Annotated in this window: 16 protein-coding genes, 1 rRNA gene and 2 pseudogenes; 15 read left to right on the plus strand and 4 right to left on the minus strand. The window is 74.4% G+C overall.

All coding sequences use genetic code 11. The features are described 5' to 3' along the window. Nucleotides 1–7: 7 nt before the first annotated feature. The 3 genes and pseudogenes from rrf to BU198_RS07880 all read left to right on the plus strand — a co-directional run. A 5S ribosomal RNA gene (gene rrf / locus BU198_RS07875) occupies nucleotides 8–124 on the plus strand. 701 nt (nucleotides 125–825) lie between these two features. Next, nucleotides 826–1,641, plus strand: a pseudogene (locus tag BU198_RS43280) (hypothetical protein); the annotation flags it as partial. Between the two features lie 186 nt (nucleotides 1,642–1,827). Beyond that, nucleotides 1,828–2,634: pseudogene (locus BU198_RS07880) on the plus strand (tetratricopeptide repeat protein); the annotation flags it as partial. 266 nt (nucleotides 2,635–2,900) lie between these two features. Here the strand turns inward: BU198_RS07880 and BU198_RS07885 are convergent. Beyond that, a complete protein-coding gene (locus tag BU198_RS07885; RefSeq protein WP_188296117.1) occupies nucleotides 2,901–4,271 on the minus strand; it encodes a DUF1015 family protein in 1,371 nt (456 codons plus the stop codon). 92 nt (nucleotides 4,272–4,363) lie between these two features. Between BU198_RS07885 and BU198_RS07890 the strand changes: the two genes are divergently transcribed. Beyond that, entirely contained in the window at nucleotides 4,364–5,029 is a 666-nt protein-coding gene (locus BU198_RS07890) for a tetratricopeptide repeat protein (RefSeq protein WP_188296118.1), read from the plus strand. 138 nt (nucleotides 5,030–5,167) lie between these two features. After that, complete coding sequence (locus tag BU198_RS07895) at nucleotides 5,168–6,205, plus strand: HAD-IIA family hydrolase (protein WP_188296119.1); 1,038 nt, start codon at nucleotides 5,168–5,170, stop codon at nucleotides 6,203–6,205. A 58-nt stretch (nucleotides 6,206–6,263) separates the two neighbouring features. On the opposite strand, the gene BU198_RS07900 is transcribed toward BU198_RS07895, so the two are convergent. Further along, complete coding sequence (locus tag BU198_RS07900) at nucleotides 6,264–6,611, minus strand: SCP2 sterol-binding domain-containing protein (RefSeq protein WP_188296120.1); 348 nt, start codon at nucleotides 6,609–6,611, stop codon at nucleotides 6,264–6,266. Between the two features lie 177 nt (nucleotides 6,612–6,788). Here BU198_RS07900 and BU198_RS07905 point away from each other — a divergent pair, with 177 nt between their 5' ends. The 4 genes from BU198_RS07905 (at nucleotide 6,789) to BU198_RS07920 (ending at nucleotide 9,732) form a co-directional block, all read left to right on the plus strand. Further along, entirely contained in the window at nucleotides 6,789–7,646 is an 858-nt protein-coding gene (locus BU198_RS07905) for a hypothetical protein (protein ID WP_188296121.1), read from the plus strand. Between the two features lie 100 nt (nucleotides 7,647–7,746). Then, on the plus strand, nucleotides 7,747–7,890 hold the full coding sequence (locus tag BU198_RS41920; RefSeq protein ID WP_223244084.1) for a hypothetical protein: 144 nt from the start codon (nucleotides 7,747–7,749) through the stop codon (nucleotides 7,888–7,890). Between the two features lie 36 nt (nucleotides 7,891–7,926). Continuing rightward, nucleotides 7,927–8,733, plus strand: a complete 807-nt coding sequence (locus BU198_RS07915; protein ID WP_188296129.1) for a TlyA family RNA methyltransferase — start codon at nucleotides 7,927–7,929, stop codon at nucleotides 8,731–8,733. 93 nt (nucleotides 8,734–8,826) lie between these two features. Further along, on the plus strand, nucleotides 8,827–9,732 hold the full coding sequence (locus BU198_RS07920) for an NAD kinase (protein WP_188296123.1): 906 nt from the start codon (nucleotides 8,827–8,829) through the stop codon (nucleotides 9,730–9,732). A 95-nt stretch (nucleotides 9,733–9,827) separates the two neighbouring features. Here the strand turns inward: BU198_RS07920 and BU198_RS07925 are convergent, their stop codons facing one another. Next, the gene (locus BU198_RS07925; RefSeq protein ID WP_223244085.1) at nucleotides 9,828–11,327 is read right to left on the minus strand and encodes a PLP-dependent aminotransferase family protein; all 1,500 of its coding nucleotides are present in this window, start codon (nucleotides 11,325–11,327) and stop codon (nucleotides 9,828–9,830) included. 271 nt (nucleotides 11,328–11,598) lie between these two features. Between BU198_RS07925 and BU198_RS07930 the strand changes: the two genes are divergently transcribed. The 3 genes from BU198_RS07930 to BU198_RS07940 all read left to right on the plus strand — a co-directional run bounded on the left by BU198_RS07930 (nucleotide 11,599) and on the right by BU198_RS07940 (nucleotide 15,366). Further along, entirely contained in the window at nucleotides 11,599–12,198 is a 600-nt protein-coding gene (locus BU198_RS07930) for a YczE/YyaS/YitT family protein (protein ID WP_188296131.1), read from the plus strand. An 88-nt stretch (nucleotides 12,199–12,286) separates the two neighbouring features. Next, nucleotides 12,287–14,020, plus strand: coding sequence for a DNA repair protein RecN (gene recN, locus BU198_RS07935; protein ID WP_188296132.1), 1,734 nt, complete (start codon nucleotides 12,287–12,289; stop codon nucleotides 14,018–14,020). A 167-nt stretch (nucleotides 14,021–14,187) separates the two neighbouring features. Beyond that, complete coding sequence (locus tag BU198_RS07940; protein WP_188296124.1) at nucleotides 14,188–15,366, plus strand: glycosyltransferase family 4 protein; 1,179 nt, start codon at nucleotides 14,188–14,190, stop codon at nucleotides 15,364–15,366. A 114-nt stretch (nucleotides 15,367–15,480) separates the two neighbouring features. On the opposite strand, the gene BU198_RS07945 is transcribed toward BU198_RS07940, so the two are convergent. Then, on the minus strand, nucleotides 15,481–17,481 hold the full coding sequence (locus BU198_RS07945; RefSeq protein WP_317620015.1) for a glycoside hydrolase family 15 protein: 2,001 nt from the start codon (nucleotides 17,479–17,481) through the stop codon (nucleotides 15,481–15,483). 759 nt (nucleotides 17,482–18,240) lie between these two features. Here BU198_RS07945 and BU198_RS07950 point away from each other — a divergent pair. The 3 genes from BU198_RS07950 to BU198_RS07960 form a co-directional block, all read left to right on the plus strand. Continuing rightward, on the plus strand, nucleotides 18,241–19,878 hold the full coding sequence (locus BU198_RS07950) for a CTP synthase (protein WP_188296125.1): 1,638 nt from the start codon (nucleotides 18,241–18,243) through the stop codon (nucleotides 19,876–19,878). 107 nt (nucleotides 19,879–19,985) lie between these two features. Continuing rightward, on the plus strand, nucleotides 19,986–20,633 hold the full coding sequence (locus BU198_RS07955; protein WP_188296126.1) for an NUDIX domain-containing protein: 648 nt from the start codon (nucleotides 19,986–19,988) through the stop codon (nucleotides 20,631–20,633). 311 nt (nucleotides 20,634–20,944) lie between these two features. Beyond that, nucleotides 20,945–22,062: AAA family ATPase (locus BU198_RS07960; RefSeq protein ID WP_188296127.1), on the plus strand; the 1,118-nt coding region annotated here is incomplete at its 3' end.

Below are 22,062 nucleotides of genomic sequence, written 5' to 3' on the forward strand. Positions count from 1 at the left end.
ATAGGGTTTCGGTGGTCATAGCGTGAGGGAAACGCCCGGTTACATTCCGAACCCGGAAGCTAAGCCTTACAGCGCCGATGGTACTGCAGGGGGGACCCTGTGGGAGAGTAGGACGCCGCCGAACAATTATTCAAGGCCGCGGCCCCAGCGACTCGCTGGGGCCGCGGCCTTTTTGTGTTTTGCGAACCTGAAGAAGGCCGGCAGGCCGGGAACTTCCGCCCAGACGCGGAGGGTCCCGACATGTCGGACAATGGAGAAGGTGCGCGGGCCAGCAGGCCGGCGCCGAAACCGCGTGGCGGCAGCGGAGTTGCATGCTCGGCCCGCGGTGAAGCTGAAGCAGCAGAAGGAGTCACCACGATGTCGAACCAGCCCCAGGACCGTCCCGAGCGCCGATCGGACGACGGCCGAGGCTACGAGCCCCGGTCCCGAGGCGGCTGGTCCAACGACCGTGGCGGCGACCGCCGCAACGACCGTCGTGACGACCGCCCCTCCGGCGGTGGTTTCAACCGCGACCGTGATGACCGTCCGCGTCGTGACGACCGCCCCACCGGCGGCGGGTACGGCCGTGACCGTGACGACCGCGGTGGCGACCGTGGTGGCTTCCGCCGTGACGACCGTCCGGCCGGCGGTGGTTTCAACCGCGACCGCGGTGGCGACCGCCCCACCGGCGGCGGCGGCGGTTTCCGTCGTGACGACCGTGGTGACCGTCCCTCCGGTGGTGGTTTCCGTCGTGACGACCGTCCGGCCGGCGGTGGTTTCAACCGCGACCGTGATGACCGTCCGCGTCGTGACGACCGCCCCACCGGCGGCGGGTACGGCCGTGACCGTGACGACCGCGGTGGCGACCGTGGTGGCTTCCGCCGCGACGACCGCCCCACCGGCGGCGGCGGCGGTTTCCGTCGTGACGACCGCGGCGACCGTCCCTCCGGTGGTGGTTTCCGTCGTGACGACCGTCCGTCCGGTGGCTACGGCCGTGACCGTGACGACCGCGGTGGCGACCGTGGTGGCTTCCGTCGTGACGACCGTCCCTCCGGTGGTGGTTTCAACCGCGACCGCGGTGGCGACCGCCCCACTGGCGGCGGCGGTTTCCGTCGTGACGACCGTGGCGACCGCCCCTCCGGTGGTGGCTTCCGTCGTGACGACCGTCCGTCCGGTGGCTACGGCCGTGACCGTGACGACCGCGGCGGTGACCGTGGTGGCTTCCGCCGTGACGACCGTCCGGCCGGTGGTGGTTTCAACCGCGACCGCGGTGGCGACCGCCCCACCGGCGGCGGCTTCAACCGCGACCGTGACGACCGCGGCGGCTTCCGCCGCGATGACCGTCCGAGCGGTTTCCGTCGTGACGACCGTGGCGACCGTCCCTCCGGTGGTGGTTTCCGTCGTGACGACCGCCCGTCCGGTGGCTACGGCCGTGACCGTGACGACCGCGGCGGTGACCGTGGTGGCTTCCGTCGCGATGACCGTCCCTCCGGTGGTGGTTTCAACCGCGACCGCGGTGGCGACCGCCCCACCGGCGGCGGCTTCAACCGCGACCGTGACGACCGCGGCGGCTTCCGCCGCGATGACCGTCCGAGCGGTTTCCGTCGTGACGACCGTGGCGACCGTCCCTCCGGTGGTGGTTTCCGTCGTGACGACCGCCCGTCCGGTGGCTACGGCCGTGACCGTGACGACCGCGGCGGTGACCGTGGTGGCTTCCGTCGCGATGACCGTCCCTCCGGTGGTGGTTTCAACCGCGACCGCGGTGGCGACCGTCGGGATGACCGCCGCGACGACCGCGGCCAGCGGGACTACGACGACCGCCGGGGCAACTACGAGCCCGTCAAGCGCCTGCCGATCCCGGAGGACGTCACCGGCTTCGAGCTGGACGCGGACGTGCGCCAGGAGCTCAAGAGTCTGCCCAAGACCCTCGCGGACGATGTCGCCCGCAACCTGGTGATGGTGGCCCGCCTGCTCGACGGCGAGCCGGAGGAGGCCTACCAGTACTCGCGCGTCGCGCTCCGGCTGGCCTCCCGCGTCCCCGCTGTCCGTGAGGCGGCCGGTTTCGCCTCGTACATGACGCAGCGTTACTCCGAGGCGCTGACCGAGTTCCGCGCCGCCCGTCGGATGACCGGTCGGGCGGACCTGTGGCCGGTGATGGCCGACTGCGAGCGCGGTCTGGGCCGTCCGGAGCGGGCGCTGGCGATGGCCGGTGAGCCCGAGGTGAAGCAGCTGGACAAGGCCGGCCAGGTCGAGATGCGCCTGGTGGCGGCCGGTGCCCGCAGCGACATGGAGCAGTTCGAAGCCGCGGTGGTGACGCTGCAGAGCCCGGAGCTGGCCTCCAGCGCCGTGCACCCGTGGACCGCCCGTCTGCGGTACGCCTACGCCGAGGCCCTGATCGCGGCCGGCCGGGGCGACGAGGCCCGTGACTGGTTCGCCAAGGCGGCCGAGGCCGACACCGACGGCACCACCAACGCCTCGGAGCGGCTGGCCGAGATCGACGGCGTCGAGTTCACCGACGCGCTCGACCCGGAGCTGGCCGAGGACGAGACCGAGTCGGACGAGGCCCTGGCGAAGAAGCGTGGTGGCGACAACGCCGAGGACCGCGTGATCTTCGAGGACGACGAGGACGTCGAGGAGTACTACGACGAGGACGACCTCGAAATCGACGCCGACTTCGACGGCGTGGTCCCCGAGCGTTCGCAGAAGGCCGAGGACAAGGCCCGGGACGCCAAGGCTGAGGACGCCAAGGCTGAGAGCACCGAGGCCGAGGACGCCGAGGAAACCAAGGCGGTCAAGGCGGTCGACGCCGACGCCGACAAGGGCTGATCAGCCCGCCGGTAGAACCCCCTGCAACACCGTGAGGCCCTGCCGTTCCCCGGAAACTCGGGGAACGGCAGGGCCTCACGGCGTCCGGGGCGGTGTCAGCCCAGCGTGAGGTTGCGCAGCACCAGCCCGGTGGCCGGCTTCGGCCCGAACGAGGTGGACTTGCGCGGCATGGTGACGCCCTGCTCGGCCAGCCGCCGTACCACCGACTCCCGTACCGGGTGCAGCAGGACGGCGGTGCCACCGGTGCGGGCGGCCTCCCGCTCGGCGGCCGCGGCGGTGTGCAGGTAGCCGATGTCGTCCGGGCCGTCGGGGACGTGCCAGGTGCGGTCGAGCAGGGTGGCGTGCAGGACGGTGGCGTCCAGGTGGCGCCACTCCTCCGGCCGGTCGTGCGGCACGGTGGCGTCGAGCAGGGACTCCTCGGGTTCGCCGACCAGCCAGTAGACGCCGTCGCCGCCGGTCAGCACGTAGCCGTTGCCGCCGTGCCGTTTCTGTTCGGCGAGCGCCTGGAGTGCCGCGGCCAGTGGGCCGGGGACCTCCTTGACCTTCCACTGGTCGCCGAGCCGCTCCAGCGCCTCCCCGACCGGCAGCCGGTACAGCACCCGGTGGATGGCACGCACCCGCAGCGGGTAGCGGGCGGTGTCCACCAGGAGCACCAGGCCGCGGTCCCAGGGGCTGCGCGGCAGGTGGCGGTGTTCGCGTTGGAGACGCAGGTACATCTCCCAGCGGTGGTGGCCGTCGGCGATCAGGGCCCGGCAGGTGGCGAGGTCGCGGCCGATCTCGGCGATCTCGGCCGGGTCGGTGACCGCCCACAGGCGGTGGTGGGTGCCGTCGCTGGTCGCGGTGGAGAGCAGCGGCTCGGCCTCGACCGTCCGCTCGATCACGCCGGAGGCGCCGCCGTCGCCCCGGTAGGTGAGCAGCAGCGGTTCCAGGTTGGCCCGGGTGGTGCGCATCAGGCCGACCCGGTCGGCGACCGGTCGCGGCATCACGTCCTCGTGCGGGAGCACCACGCCGCCCTCGCGTCCGCTCACCGCGAGGGCGCCGATCAGGCCGCGCTGGAGCAGCTCGGGGGAGTCGTCGGTGGCCGGCACCCGTTGCTCGTAGACGTAGAGCGCGGGCTCCGGGTCGGCGGCGAGGACGCCGTCGCGCTGCCAGGAGGACAGCAGCCGGGCGGCGTGCCGGTAGCGGGTGTCGCGGTCGGGACGGTCGCCGGCGTCCTCGGGCTCGGGCCTGGGCAGGATCAGCCGGACCACGTTGTGCGGGTCCGCGGTCTCCAGGTCGAGCCGGCGGCCAGGGTCGACGACGTCGTACGGCGGGGACATCACCGCGGCCAGCGCGCCGACCCGGTCGGGGACGTAGCGCAGTCCGCGGAAAGGGGACAGGGACAGGCCGGCGGTGGCGACGTGCCCGGGATCGCCGGGGCCGCCCACGGGAGTCTCGACTCCGTCATCTGCACTGGGTGTGCTCATTCTGGGCATCGTAACCGGGTACGCGTTGTTGAGAGATCGGAACGCCCGTGCCGAGCGGTGGGACGGGTGTGTGACCGAGGGCGAGGTACGGCATGGACGACGGGCAGGAACGGGTGGGCGGCGTCCCGGTCGAGTCGGGCGGGCCGGCCGGTGCCACCGGCAGGGGCGCCCCGGCCGACGACGTGCCGGGGGACGCACCCGGCGACGTACTGAGCGCCGCACCGGGCGGTGGTGCGGCGGACGGCGGGGTACCGCGGCAGAGCCGATCCGGGGAGCCCGTCGGGGACGTGTACGACTGGTTCCGCCGGGGCGCCCGGCTGCTGGCGCAGGGGCATCCGGCGGCCGCCGAGCAGCTGCTGGCCCGGGCGGCGGCGGCCGAACCGCACTCGCGCAGCATCCGGGAGGCGCTGGCGCGCGCCCAGTTCGACGCGGGTTCGTACGCGGCGGCGCTGGAGAACTTCAGGGCCGTGGCGCTGGCCGACCCGGCGGACGACTACGCTCAGTTCGGGTGGGGGGTCGCGGCGGCCCGGCTGGGCGACTTCGAGACCTCCGCCGAGCACCTGGCGCTGGCCGTGGCGATGCGGCCGGAGGCCGACCACTACCGGAAGGCCCTGCGGCAGACCCGGGCGACCCTGGCGGCCCGTGCCGGGGCGTACGGCCCGCTGCTGCCGGGCGCCGGGTACCCGGCGCCCCCGGCGGGAGCCGGGGACCAGGCTCGGGAAGCGGCGGAAGGCGCGGGTGGCGACGGCGGCGCCTGACCGGACGGCGTGACGACCGGTCGGTCGCCGAGAAGGACGACGCGACGGCACCGGCTCAGTGAACGGCTGTGCAGTGAACAACTGCGCAGTGAACGACGACGCAGCGAACGACGACGCAGTGAATGAGGTAGCGCGACCATGACCGAGACGGCCACCACCGGGCGACGGACCACCCCCGAGGGCAGCGAGCGGCCGCTGACCGAGGCGTACGACACCGCGCTGCTGGACCTGGACGGTGTGGTCTACGCGGGCGCGCACGCGATCGAACACGCGGTGGAAGCGCTGGACGCCGCCCGGACGGCCGGGATGCGCCTCGCGTACGTGACCAACAACGCCTCCCGTCCGCCGCGGGTGGTGGCCGAGCACCTGACCGAGCTGGGTGTCCCGGCCGAGCCGGCCGACGTGATCAACTCGGCCCAGGCCGCCGCCCGGCTGGTCGCGGAGAAGGTGCCGACCGGGTCGAAGGTGCTGGTCGTGGGCGGTCTCGGGCTGGAGGAGGCGCTGGCCGAGCGGGGGCTGGTCGCGGTCCGTTCACTGGCCGACGGTCCGCTCGCCGTGGTCCAGGGCTTCGACCCCTCGGTGGGGTGGACGGACCTGGCGGAGGCCTCGTACGCGGTGCAGAGCGGCCTGCCGTGGGTGGCGTCCAACCTGGACCTGACGGTGCCGAGGGCCCGCGGCATCGCGCCCGGCAACGGCACCCTGGTGGCGGCGGTGAGGGCGGCGACCGGGGTGGAGCCGGAGGTGGCGGGCAAGCCGCTGCCGCCGATGCACCGGGAGACCGTCCTGCGCACCGGCGCGGAGCGGCCGCTGGTGGTCGGGGACCGGCTGGACACCGACATCGAGGGCGCGTTCAACGGCGGGGTGGACAGCCTGCTGGTGTTCACCGGGGTGACCACCCCCGAGCTGCTGCTGGCGGCCCCGGTCGAGCACCGGCCGACCTACCTGGCGGCCGACCTGCGCGGACTGCTCGTCCCGCACCCGGCGGTTTCGGCCACCGGTGACGGCTTCGCGTGCGGCGGCTGGGTCGCGGGCGTCGGGGCCGGAGTGCTGCGGCTGTCCGGGTCGGGGGACCGCTGGGACGGCCTGCGGGCGCTGTGCGCGGCGGCGTGGACGGTGCTGGACGCGGGCGGTGCGCCGGTGGACGGCCGGAAGGCGCTCGCCGAACTGGGGTTCTGAGGGCGGGCGGCGCAGGGCCGCCGGCCCACCGCCGGTGGCCGGGCCCGGAGCGCCGGGATCAGAGCAGGGTGCGCAGCCGCAGCAGGTCGCGGAAGCCCGCCTCCAGCCTGACCCGGCCGCTCGCCCACGCGGAGGCGAAGTTGAGCCGGCCGCCGACCAGGGCGAGCAGGTCGTCGCTGCTCATGGCGAGCCGGATCTCCGCTTTCTCGGCCGGGGCGCCGGGGGCGGTCACCACGTCCTGGATCCGGCCGTCGCGCAGTTGCCCGGTGAAGGTCAGGTCGAGGTCGGTGATCCGGCAGCTGACCGAACGGTCGAGGGTCGTGGCCTTGCGGACGTCGCCGGTGGACTTCGCCATGTTCCGGCTGAGCTGCTCCAGTGCCTCCCGGCACTCCTCGGTGTTCGCCACGGGGCGGCTCCCTCCCCCGGTCGCTGCGGTGCTGACTGCGGGCCACGGTACCTCAGGAGGGTTTTGGCGGTAGCGTCGTCGGTGGGGTGCCCGGCACGGCCAGGGCACCGAGGGCGACGGAGCGACGCGCGTAGGCGATTGGGAGGCACCCGGATGCTGCCGAGGACGGTTCGGGGAGTGGTGGAGACCGCGGCCGGGGTGGCCGAGGAGGTCGGCAGGCTCGTCGTCGGGACGGCGGCCTCGATCCTGGAGAAGGCCGGGGTCGACGTCGCCGAGGTCGAGCGCCGGCTGGGCGGTCAGTTCCCGCCGTCGGCGGAGACCTTGCAGACCCTGGCGGGGGAGGCGGTCACCGCCGGGCGGGCCGGGGTGGACCTGGCGGTCGGCGTGGCGCGCAACGAGGCGGAGAAGGTCTTCGAGAGGGTCGGCGACCAGGTGACCAAGGTCGGCGTGGTGCTGGCGTACCTGGAGACCAAGCTGCGCGAGGTCGAGGAGGAACCTGCGGCGGCGAAGGCCGGGCCGGGGGAGTCCGAGGACGAGGATCCGGTGCCGGCGCCGCGGGCCGGGGACCTGTTCGGGCGTGGCTGGGAGTTCGAGGACGAGCGGTCGGCGGTACGGCCCTCGGGTGAGCCGATAGTCGCGGAGCGGGTGGAGGTGGACGAGCCGGTCGAGGTCGATCCGCCCGTTCCGCCGGTGTCCCTGGTCTCTCCGGCACCGCCGGAGGAGCCCGCCGTCGAGAGCGGGACGGCGCCGGCCGGGAAGCCCGCGGCGAAGAAGAGCGCCGCCAAGAAGGCTGCGACGAAGAAGACCGCGGCGAAGACCACGGCCGGGAAGACCGCGGCCGGGAAGGCCATCGCGAAGAAGACGACCTCCGTCAGGAAGACGACCGTCAAGAAGACCGCCACCGCCCGGCCGGCCGAGGGCCAGCCCAAGGCCGACGGGCGGAGCGGGGCTCCCGCGAAGCGTGCGGCGGCGACAAGGAAGACCACCGTCCGCAAGGCCACCAGTACGAAGAAGCCCGATGCCCGAGACGAGTGAACCGACCGAGCCCCGTCCACCGACCGAATCCGGTCCACCGGCCGAGCCCCGTCCACCGGCCGAACGTCCTTCGCCGGCCGGGCCGCCAGGCGTCGAACCGGTGCTCACCGGACACCCCGGGGTGGACGCCGGGCTGGCCCTGCTGGAGGCCCTGGACGGGGTCCCGGCCGAGGCCCACGTCGCCGTGTACGAAGATGTTCACCAGCGGCTCGTCGACACGCTGGCCGCGCTCGACCGGGAATGACCCGCAGGATCCGTAGGAGCTGAAACACCAGTGGCAGTGGCACGACGCCGACTCGACGCGGAACTGGTCCGCCGCAAGCTGGCCCGGTCGCGTGAGCACGCGTCCGAGCTGATCGCAGCCGGTCGGGTGACCGTCGGCGGCGCCACCGCGACCAAGCCGGCCACCCAGGTGGAGACCTCGGCGGCGGTTGTGGTGGCCAAGGACGAGAACGACCCCGACTACGTCTCGCGCGGCGGCCACAAGCTCGCCGGCGCGTTCGCGGCGTTCGTGCCGCAGGGCCTGGTGGTCGAGGGCCGCCGGGCGCTGGACGCGGGTGCCTCCACCGGCGGGTTCACCGACGTGCTGCTGCGGTCCGGGGCCGCGCAGGTGCTGGCGGTGGACGTCGGCTACGGGCAGCTCGCCTGGTCGTTGCAGAGCGACGAGCGGGTCACCGTGATGGACCGCACCAACGTGCGCGAGCTGACCCCGGACCTGATCGGTGGCACCCCGGTCGACCTGGTGGTCGGCGACCTGTCGTTCATCTCGCTGGGCCTGGTGCTCCCGGCCCTCGCCTCCTGCGCGGCCGAGGACGCGGACCTGGTGCTGATGGTCAAGCCGCAGTTCGAGATCGGCAAGGAGCGCCTGGGCAGCGGCGGGGTGGTGCGCAGCCCGGAGCTGCGCGCCGAGATGGTGCGCCGGGTCGCCGGGCAGGCGTGGGAGCTCGGGCTGGGCGTGCGCGCGGTCACCGCGAGCCCCCTGCCGGGGCCGTCCGGCAATGTCGAGTACTTCCTCTGGTTGCGCCGGGACGCCGAGCGGCTGGACCCCGCGGAGGCGGACCGGGCCGTGGCGGAGGGGCCCCGGTAGGGTGCCTTGCGAGCGTCCGGCCCGTCGTGTTGTATGGCGCGGCCGCACCGGGGCCGAGGGCGACCCGGCAGGCGTTAGGGAGAGGGCAGCGGCATGAGCGATGAAGCACGTACGGTCTTCCTGATCGCGCACACCGGCCGGGAGGCGGCGCTGCGCAGCGTCGAGGGGCTGGTGCACGGGCTGCTGAAGGCGGGACTCCGGATCAGACTGCTGGAGGCCGAGGCGGTGGACCTGGACCTGCCGGAAGGCGTCGAGAAGGTGGCCGAGGGCCCCGGGGCGGCGGACGGCTGTGAGCTGATCCTGGTGGCCGGCGGGGACGGGACGCTGCTGCGCGGTGCGGAGCTGGCGCGCTCGCACGGGCTTCCGATGCTCGGGATCAACCTGGGCCGGGTGGGCTTCCTCGCCGAGGCCGAGCGGGACGACCTGGCCGTCGTGGTCGACCGGGTGGTGGACGCCGACTACGAGGTCGAGGAGCGGATGACGATCGACGTCATCGTCCGCACCAACGGCGATGTGGTGCACGAGGACTGGGCGTTGAACGAGGCCTCGATCGAGAAGGCGTCCCGGGAGCGGATGCTGGAGGTGGTGACCGAGGTGGACGGCCGTCCGGTCTCCAACTTCGGCTGTGACGGCGTGGTGTGCGCGACGCCGACCGGTTCCACCGCGTACGCGTTCTCCGGTGGCGGGCCGGTGGTGTGGCCGGAGGTGGAGGCGCTGCTGATGGTGCCGATCTCCGCGCACGCGCTGTTCGCCCGCCCGCTGGTGACCTCGCCGGAGTCGGTGCTGGCGGTCGAGGTGCAGCCCAAGACCCCGCACGGCGTGCTCTGGTGCGACGGGCGGCGTTCGGTCGAACTGCCCGCCGGGGCCCGGGTGGAGGTCCGCCGGGGCCGGACGCCGGTGCGGCTGGCCAGGCTGCACCGGGCGCCCTTCACCGACCGGCTGGTGGCCAAGTTCGCGCTGCCGGTGACGGGTTGGCGCGGCCGGGCCGACCACCACTAGGCGGCCGGCCGTCCGGCGGTCGCAGGTGGGTGCGAAAGCCCGTGCGAGGCAAGGGCCTTCCGCGACACAGATGCGCACCTTTCGTTGACGCTCCGTCAGACTGCCAGCGGCTGGGCCTCCTCGGCCGGTTCGAGCCGTCCGCCGGCCGCCGCCTGGGCGGCCACGGCGGCGAGGCGTTCGACGGCGGCGGGGACGGCCGCGGCGGGCACGGTGAGCGGGATGCGGATGTGGTGCTCGAAGGCGCCGTCCGAGCCGAAGCGGTTGCCCGAGGCGATCCGGACCCCGCCGCGCTCCCCGGCCCGGGCCAGGGCCGCGCCGGACAGGCCGTCGGTGGAAACCCACAGCGCGAGCCCGCCGGGCGGCATCGTGAAGCTCCAGCCGGGCAGCCGTTCGGGCAGGGCGGCGGCGAAGGCCTGCGCGCCGGCCCGCAGCCTGGCCAGCTGGTGCTCCCGTACGGCGGGCAGCGGGTCGCCCAGCAGTTCGGCGGCGATCAGCTGGTCCAGCACCGGGGTGCCGACGTCGCTGTGGACCCGCTCGTTGGCCAGCCGGCGCACCAGCGCGGGCGCGGCCCTGACCCAGCCGATCCGCAGGCCGCCCCAGAGCAGCTTGCCGGCCGAGCCGACGGTGACCACCTGGGCGGAGCGGTCCAGGGCCGCCATCGGGCGCGGCAGCGGTGTGGACTCCGGTACGCCCCAGCCGAGTTCGGCGGTGGTCTCGTCGGTCAGCACGATGCTCCCGGCGGCCCGGGCGGCGGCCAGCAGCTCGCGGCGCTGCTCCTCGTCGACCAGCGCGCCGGTCGGGTTGTGGAAGTCCGGGATCACGTAGGCGACCCGGGGCCCGGCGCCGCGCAGCACCCGCCGCCACTCGTCGAGGTCCCAGGCGGGCCGCGGCGTCCAGGCGTACGGCACCGGCACCAGGCGCGCGCCGTTCAGCCGGAGTGCCGACAGGGTGTGGGCGTAGCTGGGCGCCTCCACGGCGACCCGGTCGCCGCGGCTGATCAGCGCTCGCTGGACGAGGTGCAGGCCGCCCATCGCGCCGGTGGTGATCAGGATCTGGTCGGGTGTGGTGGGTAGCCCGCGGTCGGTGAAGCGGCGGGCGACGGCCTCGCGCAGCACCGGGACGCCGGTGGGGTAGTGGCCGTGCCCGGCGGCGTAGTACGGCAGCTGCTCGACGGCCCGGGCGGCGGCCTGGCCGACCCAGGGCTGGGGGGCGGGCGGGGCGGCGACGCCGAGGTCCAGGATGCGGCCCTGTTCATCCGGCGGGACGGGGTGCAGGGCCTCGCCGGGCGGCGGGGCGCCCTCGGGCAGGGCGGTCCAGCTGCCCGCGCCGCGCCGGCTGTGCAGGTAGCCGTCGCCGCGCAGGGTCTCGTACGCGGTGGCGACGGTGGTGCGGCTCATCGCGAGGGCGGTGGCCAGTTCGCGTTCGGCGGGCAGCCGGGCGCCGACCGGCAGCCGGCCCTCGGTGACCAGCAGCCGGATCTGCCCGGCCAGGGTGCGGTAGGCGGGGCGGCGGGTGGCGGCCGGCTCGGGGAGCCGGGCGGTGGCAAGCAGCCGGGCCAGTGCGGGCGGGGTGACGGTGGTGTGCCAGTCGGCCAAGGCAATCAGTCCACTTGCTCGGAATTGGCCCTGGAGTGGGCCGTTTTGGCCTGGCCATCATGGCAGGGTGGCCATACCGGCCGCCACCGCGGGGCCTGCCCCGCGGTGCAGCACCACCGCGGGAGCACCATTGGCCACCACGGCCCCGTCCACCACGCCCTCGTCCACCTCCTCCACGCCGTCCGTGGCGACTTCGGCACCGGCCGCCGGGCCCGTCCCGGCCGCCGGGCGCGCCGGCCTCGCCGTCCGCGTCCTCGGCGACACCCACGCCCTGGGCCGCCGGATCCCGCAACTGTTCGTCGGCCTCGCCCTGTACGGCGCGAGCGCGGCGCTGATGCTCCGCTCCGGCCTCGGCCTCGACCCCTGGGACGTCCTGCACCAGGGCCTGCAACGCACCGTCGGACTCTCGGTCGGCGCCTGGTCGATCATCTGCGGTGCCCTCGTACTGCTGCTGTGGATACCGATGCGCCAGCGTCCGGGCCTGGGCACCGTCGCCAACGTGGTGGTGATCGGCGTGGCCATGGACCTCACCCTGCGGGTGACCGACGGCCCCGGCACCCTGCCGGCCCGGATCGCGCTGTCGGTCGCGGCGATCGTGCTCAACGGGCTGGCCGGCGGCCTCTACATCGGCGCCCGGCTCGGCCCCGGCCCGCGCGACGGCCTGATGACCGGCCTGCACCGGCGCACCGGCCGTTCGCTGCGGCTGATCAGAACCGGCATCGAGGTGACGGTACTCGCCACCGGTCTGCTGCTCGGCGGCACCGCCGGGGTCGGCACCGTCGTGTACGCGCTGGCCATCGGCCCGCTGGTGCAGTTCTTCCTGCCCCGCTGCACGGCGCCGGCACCGGCACAGGACTCCCGGAAGGGATGAACTTCGGGGCACGGAGTTGCCGCGCGCCGTTGCCGCTCGTCGCGCGCCGGGGGCGGAACCTCGTAAGGTCGTCTCCGTGTTGGACGAGATGCGGATACGGGATCTTGGGGTCATCGACGACGCGGTGGTCGAACTCGCCCCCGGCTTCACCGCCGTGACCGGTGAGACCGGCGCCGGAAAGACCATGGTCGTGACCAGCCTGGGCCTGCTGCTCGGCGGCCGCGCCGACCCGGGCCTGGTGCGCAACGGCACCGGACGCGCCGTCGTGGAGGGCCGGCTGCAACTGCCCGCCGACTCCCCGGCGGCGGCCCGCGCGATCGAGGCCGGGGCCGAACTGGACGACGGCGCGCTGCTGATCAGCCGGACGGTCTCGGCCGAGGGCCGCTCCCGGGCGCACGTCGGCGGCCGGTCGGTGCCGGTCGGGCTGCTCGCCGAACTCGGCGAGGACCTGATCGCCGTGCACGGCCAGACCGACCAGCAGCGCCTGCTGCGCCCGGCCCGCCAGCGCGGCGCGCTGGACCGGTTCGCGGGCGCCTCGGTGGCCGAGCCGCTGGCCCGCTACCGGGAGACCTACCGCACCCTGCGCGAGGTCTCCGCGACCCTGGAGGAGCTGACCACCCGGGCCCGTGAGCGCGCCCAGGAGGCCGACCTGCTGCGCTTCGGCCTGGACGAGATCGCCGCCGCCGAGCCGGTGGCCGACGAGGACGTGGAGCTGGCCGCCGAGGCCGAGCGGCTCGGCCACGCCGACGCGCTGTCCTCCGCCGCGACCCTCGCCCACGCCGCCCTGGCCGGCGACCCGGCCGACCCCGAGGCGCTGGACGCGGGCACCCTGCTCGCCCAGTCCCGCCGCGCCCTGGACGCCGTGCGCCAGCACGACGAGCGGCTGGCCGCCCTGGCCGACCGCCTCAACGAGGTCGGCTACCTGCTCGCCGACGTGGCCGGCGACCTGGCCGGCTACGCGGACGACTTGGACGCCGACCCGGTGCGCCTGGCCGCCGTCGAGGACCGTAGGGCCGTGCTGGCCCAGCTGCTGCGCAAGTACGGCGGCGAGGACAACTCGCTCGCCGAGGTGATCGCCTGGGCCGAGGCCGGGTCGGCGCGCCTGACCGAGCTGGACGGCGACGACGACCGGATCGACGAGCTCGGCGCCAGGGAGACCGAGCTGCGGGCCGAGCTGGCCGAGCTGGCCGCCGAGGTGTCGCGGGCCCGGCACGCCGCGGCCGGGCGGTTCGCCGAGGCGGTCTCCGCCGAACTCGCCGAACTGGCCATGCCGCACGCCCGGGTCACCTTCTCGCTGGGCCAGGTCGACGACCTGTCCGGGATCGAGGTCGGCGGGCGCACCGTCGCGTACGGTCCGCACGGCGTGGACGAGGTCGAGGTGCTGCTCGCCCCGCACCCGGGCGCCCAGCCCCGGCCGATCGCCAAGGGCGCCTCCGGCGGTGAGCTGTCCCGGGTGATGCTCGCCGTCGAGGTGGTCTTCGCGGGCGCCGATCCCGTCCCCACCTACCTGTTCGACGAGGTGGACGCGGGCGTCGGCGGCAAGGCCGCGGTGGAGATCGGCCGCCGGCTGGCGAAGCTGGCCGAGTCCGCCCAGGTCGTGGTGGTCACCCACCTCCCGCAGGTCGCCGCGTTCGCCGACCGGCACCTGGTGGTGGAGAAGACCAACGACGGCACCGTCACCCGCAGTGGTGTCAAGGTGCTGAACGACGAGGAGCGGGTGCGCGAACTCTCCCGGATGCTGGCCGGCCTGGAGGACTCCGAGCTGGGCCGCGCCCACGCCGAGGAACTGCTGGCCGCCGCCCGGGCCCCGCGCCACCGCTAGCCGGCGCCGGTGGCCCCCTCGGACCTCGGCGACGCGCCCCGGGTGGCGCCGACTGTCCAAGAGGGCCGCCGACCTGGCATGGTGGCGGCTGGACACTGGCTTCCCAGCCCCGAGCGCCGCCCGGCGGGCAATCCTCGCGAAGCGGCGCGCGAAACTGATCGAGTCGGATGCGAGACGACGTGGACCATTCCGCCGCCCGTGCCACCGCGGCCGCCCCGGAACCGGGGCAGCTGCACGCGGTACTCGTCCTGGCCGCCAGTACCGGCGGCATCGGTGCGCACGTGCGCTCCCTGGCCCAGGGCCTGGTCGCGCACGGGGTGATCGTCACGGTCTGCGCGCCGGCCGCCGCGGACGCGCTGTTCGGCTTCTCCCGTACGGGCGCCAGGTTCCACACCGTCGACATCACCCCCACCGCGGGAGCCCGCAGCGACGCCACCGCGATCGGCGAGCTGCGCCGGGCCTTCACCGGCGCCGACGTGGTGCACGCCCACGGTCTGCGCGCCGGGCTGCTGTCCGACCTCGCGCTGCGCACCGCGGGCCGTTTCCCCGGACTGCGCCCGGAGACCCCGTTGGTGGTCACCTCGCACCACGCGCTGCTGGCCACCGGTATGGAGCGCCGGCTGCAACGGCTGATGGAACGCCGGGTGGCGCGGGCGGCCGACCTGGTCCTCGGCGCCTCCTCCGACCTGGTCGCCCGGGCCCGTGAACTGGGCGCCACCGACGCCCGGCTGGGCCCGGTGGCCGCCCCGCCGATGCCCGAGGGCCGGCTCGGCCGGGCCGAGGCGCGCGCCGCGCTGCTCGGCGACGGCCCCGACCGCCCGCTGGTGCTGGCGGTCGGCCGGCTCGTCCCGCAGAAGGCCTTCGGGCTGCTGCTGGACGCCACCGGGGAGCTGTCCGAACTCGACCCCGAACCGCTGGTGCTGCTCGCCGGGGACGGCCCGGAGGCGGGCGCGCTGCGCGAGCGGGCCGCCGCCGAGAAGCTGCCGGTGCGGCTGCTCGGCTACCGCACCGACGTGCCCGACCTGCTGGCCGCCGCCGACCTCGTGGTGCTCTCCAGCCGCTGGGAGGCCCGCTCGCTGGTGGTGCAGGAGGCGATGCGGGCCGGTGTGCCGGTGGTCGCCACCGCCGTCGGCGGCATCCCCGAACTGGTCGGCGACGCCGCCGTGCTGGTGCCCCCGGGGGACCCGGTGGCGATCGGCCGCGCGGTGCGCGCCCTGCTGGCGGAACCGGCCCGCCGTGAGCAGCTGGCGGTGGCCGGCCGGCAGCAGGCCGAGACCTGGCCGGACGAGGCCGCCACCGTCGCCCAGGTGCTCAGCACCTACGACGAGCTGGTGCAGCGCGGCTGACGCGGGCCTTCGCCGGTCCCGCGGATCTCTCCGGATCTCCGCGAATCTCCCAAGGTCTCTCCGGGTCGCCGCGGATCCCCGTCGGATCCGCGGCGACCCGCGGGACCGGCCCGGTCAGACGGTGGCCTGCTCGACCCGGTCGGCGGCCAGGCCGTCCGGCTGGGCGGACAGATACGCGGCGCCGCAGGCGGTCAGTCGCAGCGCGGTGTCGATCAGCGGGACGTGACTGAACGCCTGGGGGAAGTTGCCGACCTGGCGCTTGAGCCGCGGGTCCCACTCCTCGGCGAGCAGGCCGAGATCGTTGCGCAGCGCGAGCAGCCGGTCGAACAGCTCGCGGGCCTCCTGCACCCGGCCGATCATGGCGAGGTCGTCGGCCAGCCAGAACGAGCAGGCCAGGAAGGCACCCTCGTGGCCGGAGAGGCCGTCGACGTTGTTGCCACTCTCGTCGTGGGTCGGGTAGCGCAGCACGAACCCGTCCTCGGTGGACAGTTCGCGCTGGATCGCCTCGATGGTGCCGATGACGCGCTTGTCGTCCGGCGGCAGGAAGCCGACCTGGGGGATCAGCAGCAGCGAGGCGTCCAGTTCCTTGCCGCCGTAGTACTGGGTGAAGGTGTTGCGCTCCGGGTCGTAGCCCCGCTCGCAGACGTCCCGGTGGATGGTGTCGCGCAGCTCGCGCCAGCGCTCCAGGTGGCCGCCGGTGGGCTCGTCCTCGGGGGTCTGCTCCAGCAGCTTGATGGTGCGGTCGACGGCGACCCAGGCCATCACCTTGGAGTGGACGAAGTGCCGGCGCGGGCCGCGCACCTCCCAGATGCCCTCGTCCGGCTCCTGCCAGTGGTCCTCCAGGTACTCGATCAGGCGCAGCTGGAGGTGGTGGGCGTGGTCGTTGCGGACCAGGCCGGTCATGTGGGCCAGGTGCAGGGCCTCGACGACCTCGCCGTAGACGTCGAGCTGGAGCTGCCCGGCGGCGCCGTTGCCGACCCGGACGGGCTGCGAGCCCTCGTAGCCGGGCAGCCAGTCCAGCGAGGACTCGGTGAGCTCGCGCTCGCCCGCGATGCCGTACATGATCTGGAGGTTCTCCGGGTCGCCGGCGACGGCCCGCAGCAGCCACTCGCGCCAGGCGCGGGCCTCGTCGCGGTAGCCGGTGCGCAGCAGCGAGGAGAGGGTGATCGCGGCGTCGCGCAGCCAGGTGTAGCGGTAGTCCCAGTTGCGCTCGCCGCCGATGTCCTCGGGCAGGGAGGTGGTGGGGGCGGCGACGATCCCGCCGGTGGGGGCGTAGGTGAGGCCCTTGAGGGTGATCAGGGAGCGGACCACGGCCTCGCGGTAGGGGCCCTGGTAGGTGCACTGGTCGGCCCACTCGTGCCAGAAGTCGGCGGTGGCGTCGAGCATCTCCTCGGCGTCCGGGGCCCTGGGCGGGTCGAGGTGGGAGGCCTGCCAGGTGAGGGCGAAGGCGATCCGCTCGCCGGCGCCGACGGTGAAGTCGGCGTAGGTGGTGAGGTCGCGCCCGTAGGTCTCGGCCTCGCCGTCCAGCCAGACCGAGTCGGGCCCGGCGACGGCGACGGTGCGGTGGCCGCCGTCGGGCTGCTCGACGCGGTGCACCCAGGGCACCACCCGGCCGTAGGAGAAGCGCATCCGCACCGCGGAGCGCATCCGTACGGTGCCGGAGACGCCCTCGACGATCCGGATCACCTGGGGGACGGCGTCCTTGCCGGCCAGCGGGCGCGGCGGCATGAAGTCGATCACCCGGACGGTGCCGCCCTGGGCGTCCCACTCCTGCTCCAGGATCAGCGAGTCGCCCCGGTAGCGGCGGCGGTCGGCGGGCACGGCGGGGGCGGCGGCGCTGGGCGGGGGCACCCGCTGGCCGGTGGTGTCGGCGAGGCGGGCCCGGTCGGCCGTGGTGGGGGGCGTGGCGGCGGCCGATGCGGGGATCCCGGCCGGGGCGGCCTCGGCCGGTCCGATCCGCCAGAAGCCGTGTTCATCGGTGCCGAGCAGGCCGGCGAACACGGCCGGCGAGTCGAAGCGGGGCAGACAGAGCCAGTCCACCGCCCCGTCCCTGCTGACCAGGGCGGCGGTCTGCATGTCTCCGATGAGTGCGTAGTCCTCGATACGGCCGGCCACGTGGATCTCCAGTTCGCAATGTGGTCAGGGCATCGGCGAGAGGAGGGAGCGAGCGGTCTGCGGGGCCGGAGGTCCACCCCGGGACGTCCGGCCTGCCGGGGGTGGTGGCAGGCCCTGCTGGAGTGTCCGCGGGGCTCGGTCGAGCCCCTGGAGTGGGTGGGGATGGGCTGGAATACGGGGAGGTCCGGTCGCGCATCGGGGACCGGGAGTGTCCTGACCCTCCCACGCCCTCCGCGTGCTCGTGCTGTCGGCGATGCGTCCGAGCAGCTTACGACGGACGAAAGGGGCGAAGCACGCGGGCGCAGCCCGGTGTGGCGCCGCAATTCGGCGGAAATGCCGTGCATCGCGAGGGCGCGGCGCAGGATGGTCCGGAAGGATCACCTCCGGCTGGTCCGGCCGGAGGATCCGGCATGGTCCGGCCGGACGGCCCGCTCTGGCCCGGTCCGGCCGGTGGTGCGACCGGTGTGACGAATGCGGCGCATGATGCGCCGGTTGTGCGCCCCGGCGTGCGCTCCCGGCGCGGCGCGCGCGGCCCGAACGGCGTCCGGGTCGGGTCACTGTTACCCTGGTATCCCGTGGACCGGCGGGATAAAACGCCCCGGACCAGCCGAACCGACGACCCTACGAGCGCCGCGCACCGAGCCGGCCTCCGTCGCCCGGCGAACCCCGAGCTCCCGCCCACGTCACCTTCGACACGCGACCCACGGGAGCCCCCTCTTGGCACAGCCCCATTCCGGCAAGGCAGCGAACAGCCGAGCCGTGACGACCAAGCACCTCTTCGTCACCGGGGGTGTCGCCTCCTCGCTCGGCAAGGGGCTCACCGCCTCCAGCCTGGGCGCGCTGCTCAAGGCCCGCGGCCTGCGCGTGACGATGCAGAAGCTCGACCCGTACCTCAACGTGGACCCGGGCACCATGAACCCGTTCCAGCACGGTGAGGTGTTCGTCACCGACGACGGTGCCGAGACCGACCTGGACATCGGCCACTACGAGCGGTTCCTGGACACCAACCTGCACGGCTCGGCGAACGTCACCACCGGCCAGGTGTACTCGACCGTCATCGCCAAGGAGCGGCGCGGCGAGTACCTGGGCGACACCGTCCAGGTCATCCCGCACATCACCAACGAGATCAAGTCCCGGATCCGCCGGATGGCGACCGAGGACGTCGACGTGGTGATCACCGAGGTCGGCGGGACCGTCGGCGACATCGAGTCGCTGCCGTTCCTGGAGGCCGTCCGCCAGGTCCGCCACGAGGTCGGCCGGGACAACGTGTTCTTCGTGCACGTCTCCCTGCTGCCGTACATCGGCCCCTCGGGCGAGCTGAAGACCAAGCCCACCCAGCACTCCGTCGCCGCCCTGCGCAACATCGGCATCCAGCCCGACGCGATCGTGCTGCGAGCCGACCGCGAGGTCCCGCAGGCGATCAAGCGCAAGATCTCCCTGATGTGCGACGTGGACGAGGAGGCCGTGGTCGCGGCCATCGACGCCAAGTCGATCTACGACATCCCCAAGGTGCTGCACGGCGAGGGCCTGGACGCCTACGTGGTGCGCCGCCTGGACCTGCCGTTCCGCGACGTCGACTGGACCACCTGGGACGACCTGCTGCGCCGTGTCCACGAGCCGCAGCACATCGTCAAGGTCGCCCTGGTCGGCAAGTACATCGACCTCCCGGACGCCTACCTGTCGGTGACCGAGGCGCTGCGCGCCGGCGGCTTCGCCAACAACGCCCGGGTCGAGATCAAGTGGGTCACCTCGGACGACTGCGAGACCCCCGAGGGCGCCCGGGAGCAGCTCGGCGACGTCGACGCGATCTGCATCCCCGGCGGCTTCGGTGACCGCGGCGTCAACGGCAAGGTGGGCGCCATCACCTACGCCCGCGAGAACAAGGTCCCGCTGCTCGGCCTGTGCCTGGGCCTCCAGTGCGTCGTCATCGAGGCGGCCCGCAACCTGGCCGGCCTGCCGGAGGCCAACTCCACCGAGTTCGACGCCGCCGCCAAGCACCCGGTCGTCTCCACCATGGCCGAGCAGCTGGCCATCGTCGACGGCAAGGGCGACCTGGGCGGCACCATGCGCCTGGGCCTGTACCCGGCCAAGCTCGCCGAGGGCTCGATCGTCCGCGAGGTCTACGGCGGCGAGCAGTACGTCGAGGAGCGCCACCGCCACCGCTACGAGGTCAACAACGCCTACCGCGCGGACCTGGAGAAGACCGGCCTGGAGTTCTCCGGCCTCTCGCCCAAGGGCGACCTGGTCGAGTACGTCGAGTACCCGCGCGAGGTGCACCCCTACCTGGTGGCCACCCAGGCCCACCCGGAGCTGAAGTCCCGCCCGACCCGTCCGCACCCGCTGTTCGCGGGTCTGGTCAAGGCGGCCATCGAGATCAAGACCGCGGCCTCGGAGTAGTCCCGGTCGTCGTAGTCAGTGGTCGTTCACCGGACGGCGGTCCCGCGATTCCCGCGGGGCCGCCGTCCGGCGTTAGATTGTGTCGTACTGACGAAAAGGGGAGAGCGATGGACGAGCAGAGCGGCCGGGGGATCTTCGACGTGGCCGAGGAGTGGGAGGTCAGGGAGAGCGGGACGCCGTTCCGGGGCAAGGTCACCGGGGTGCGCAGCGAGGAGGTCCGGATGCCCGACGGCAGCTGGGCCCGCCGCGACTACCAGACCCACCCGGGATCGGTCTCGGTGCTCGCCCTGGACGACGAGCAACGGGTGCTGGTCCTGCGCCAGTACCGCCACCCGGTGCGCCAGCGGCTGTGGGAGCTGCCGGCCGGCCTGCTCGACGTGCCCGGCGAGAACCCGTGGCGCGCCGCGCAGCGCGAGCTGTACGAGGAGGCCCACTGCAAGGCCGGTACCTGGCGGATCCTCGCCGACTACTACACCTCTCCGGGCGGCACCGACGAGGCGCTGCGGATGTTCCTGGCCACCGACCTGGCGCCGGCCGAGGGCGACCGCTACGCGGCCGAGGGCGAGGAGCAGGAGATCGAGGTGGCCTGGGTGCCGGTGCCGGAGCTGATCGGGCTGATCCAGGCGGGGAAGCTGCACAACCCGACCCTGGTCACCGGCACGCTCGCCGTGCACGCCGCACTCACCGGCCCGGACGGGCTGGACGCGCTGCGCCCGGCGGACGCGCCCTGGCCGGCCCGGCCCTTCGAGGGCTGAGCCGGGCCCGCCGGTCCTGTGCGGTCCTCGTCGGCGTGTGCCGCCCCTGCCGGGGTGTGTGATCCGCGCAGGAGGTGCGTGGCGCCCCGTGCGTTGAGTCGTTGGGGTGATTTGCCGATTCGTACGACCGGATGTCACCTCGGCTGAGCCGGACGGTCGAACTACGCTTCGCAGACAGGGCGCCCGTCCCGGGCCGCCTCCGCCGAGCTCCGGAGGCCGAGTTCCGGAGGCTGGGCACCGGATGCCGAGCGCCGGATGCCGAGCGCGGGACGACGTCGGGAGTGGCACGGGTGGCGAGGAAGACGGCGACGATGGAACCCGGCCCCGGCGCGCCCGCCGGGGCCGTCCCCGGCCTGGAGCGGCTGCCGGCCGGGCCCACGCTCTTCGTCGGGCGGCGCGCCGAACTGGCGGCGCTGCGGGCGGCCGCCGCCCGTCCGGCGAGCGGGCGGTGCCCGGTGCTGGTGCTGGCCGGGCGCCCTGGCTCGGGACGGACCGTGCTGGCCGCCCGCTTCGCCCGTACCGTCGCCGCCGACTATCCGGACGGGGTGTTGTTCGTACGGCTGTCCGCCCCGGACGGCGGCCGGGTGCCGCCCGCCCGGGCCGCCCGGCTGCTGCTGGAGCAGCTCGACCCGCAGAGCGCGGTGCCGCTGCCGGGGGCGGGCGAGGACGGCCGGGACGAGCCGGGCTGCGTGGCGCTGCGCGAGGCGCTCGCGGGCCTGCGGGTGCTGCTCGTGCTGGACGACGTCAGGGACGCCGGGCAGGTGTGGCCGCTGCTCGCCGACGAGCCCGGCTGCCTGGTGCTCGCCACCACGGCCGGGCCGCTCACCGGGATCGAGGACATCGACCCGGTGATCCTCGGGGGGCTGGACCGGCAGGCCTCCGGTGAACTGCTGGCCGATCTGGTCGGCGGCACCCGGATCTCCTGCGACCCGGTCGGCGGGGCCGACCTGGCCGAGGCCTGCGCCGCCCGGCCGGCCGCGCTGCGGCTGATGGCGGGGTGGCTGCGGGGGAACCCGAAGATCGCGGTCACGGACGCGGCGCGGGAGCTCAACCGGGTGGTGGGGGAGGAGACGGGGGCCACGGGGGCTGCCGCGGAGACGGCCACGGGGGCGGCCAAGGGCGGCGTGGCTGCTGGGGGGAAGACGGCCGCGGGAAAGGCCGCCGCGGAGAAGGCCGCTGTGGGGAAGGCCACTGTGGGGAAGGCCGCCGCCGGGAAGGAGAAGGAGCAGGACAGGGCGGCGAAGAAGAAAGGGGAGGAGCGCGGGGTGAAGTCCCCCGGCGCTCCCTCGGCGGGGGCTGCCGGGGCTGCCGGGGCCACTGGGACTGCGGGCACCGCCGTGGCCGCCGGCGTCGGCGCGGCGAGCGAGTCGGCGGGCGATCCGGCGGCCTGGGTGAAGCCGGGGCCGGAGCCGGCCGAGCCGGTGCCGGT

Source organism: Streptomyces sp. CBMA156 (assembly GCF_014596515.1).
Lineage (GTDB): Bacteria > Actinomycetota > Actinomycetes > Streptomycetales > Streptomycetaceae > Kitasatospora.

Bases quoted from the DNA above. Each gene is read 5' to 3' on its own strand.
- BU198_RS07885 (WP_188296117.1), bottom strand. From the start codon at position 4,271: ATGAGCACACCCAGTGCAGATGACGGAGTCGAGACTCCCGTGGGCGGC.
- BU198_RS07890 (WP_188296118.1), top strand. From the start codon at position 4,364: ATGGACGACGGGCAGGAACGGGTGGGCGGCGTCCCGGTCGAGTCGGGC.
- BU198_RS07895 (WP_188296119.1), top strand. From the start codon at position 5,168: ATGACCGAGACGGCCACCACCGGGCGACGGACCACCCCCGAGGGCAGC.
- BU198_RS07920 (WP_188296123.1), top strand. From the start codon at position 8,827: ATGAGCGATGAAGCACGTACGGTCTTCCTGATCGCGCACACCGGCCGG.
- recN (WP_188296132.1), top strand. From the start codon at position 12,287: ATGCGGATACGGGATCTTGGGGTCATCGACGACGCGGTGGTCGAACTC.
- BU198_RS07940 (WP_188296124.1), top strand. From the start codon at position 14,188: ATGCGAGACGACGTGGACCATTCCGCCGCCCGTGCCACCGCGGCCGCC.
- BU198_RS07955 (WP_188296126.1), top strand. From the start codon at position 19,986: ATGGACGAGCAGAGCGGCCGGGGGATCTTCGACGTGGCCGAGGAGTGG.